1 protein-coding gene is annotated in these 986 nt (G+C 54.1%); it reads right to left on the bottom strand.

The window, feature by feature from the left end; all coding sequences use genetic code 11:
• Positions 1-986: hypothetical protein (locus tag ACEXOE_RS23695; RefSeq protein ID WP_394751365.1), on the bottom strand; the 986-nt coding region annotated here is incomplete at both ends.

Consider the following 986-nt stretch of genomic DNA (forward strand, 5'->3'; position numbering starts at 1 on the left):
TCCAAGGTCAGGATGTTCCCCGCAGCCAGGGTCAGTTGCTGGTTGTCCGCCGCTGCCAAGATCGTGCTGAAGTCCACCGTCTGCGTACCTCCATCTTCCAAGGTAAGCGTAAGCTCATTGCTGGTATTGTCCAAGCTGAAGGCCGTGATCTGTTGGTTGTCCGTATTGTCCAAAAATGGGGTCAGGTTTACCGTTCCTCCGTCCTCAAGGGTCAGGATATTTCCTGCCGCCAAGGTCAGTTGCTGGTTGTCCGCCGCTGCCAAGATCGTACTGAAGTCCACCGTCTGCGTACCGCCGTCCTCCAAGGTCAGGGTCAGTTCGTTGCTCGTATTGTCCAAGCTGAAGGCCGTGATCTGTTGGTTGTCCGTATTGTCCAAAAATGGGGTCAGGTTCACCGTACCACCGTCCTCAAGGGTCAGGATATTTCCTGCCGCCAAGGTAAGCTGCTGGTTGTCCGCCGCCGCCAAGATCGTGCTGAAGTCCACCGTCTGCGTACCTCCGTCCTCCAAGGTCAATGTAAGCTCGTTGCTGGTATTGTCCAGACTGAAGGCCGTGATCTGCTGGTTGTCCGTGTTGTCCAAAAATGGGGTCAGGTTCACCGTACCGCCATCTTCCAAGGTCAGGATATTTCCTGCCGCCAAGGTCAGTTGCTGGTTGTCAGTGCTTCCTAATGCCAACTCCGCTAAGGCTCCTTCTACATCTCCTGAAGTAAAGTTCCCAGCTGTATCTGCTATGGAAACTTCTGCAGCCGTCTGGTCGTCTGTGCCCACTAGGCCACTAAGGTTCACGGTTTGTGTACCTCCATCTTCAAGGGTAATCGTCAATATGTTCGTAGCTCCGTCCAGACTGAAGGCCGTGATCTGTTGGTTATCGGTATTGTCCAAAAATGGGGTCAGGTTCACCGTACCACCGTCCTCAAGGGTCAGGATATTTCCTGCCGCCAAGGTCAGTTGCTGGTTGTCCGCCGCTGCCAAGATCGTACTGAA

The organism is Spongiimicrobium salis (assembly GCF_043678055.1).
Taxonomy (GTDB): Bacteria; Bacteroidota; Bacteroidia; order Flavobacteriales; family Flavobacteriaceae; genus Spongiimicrobium; species Spongiimicrobium salis.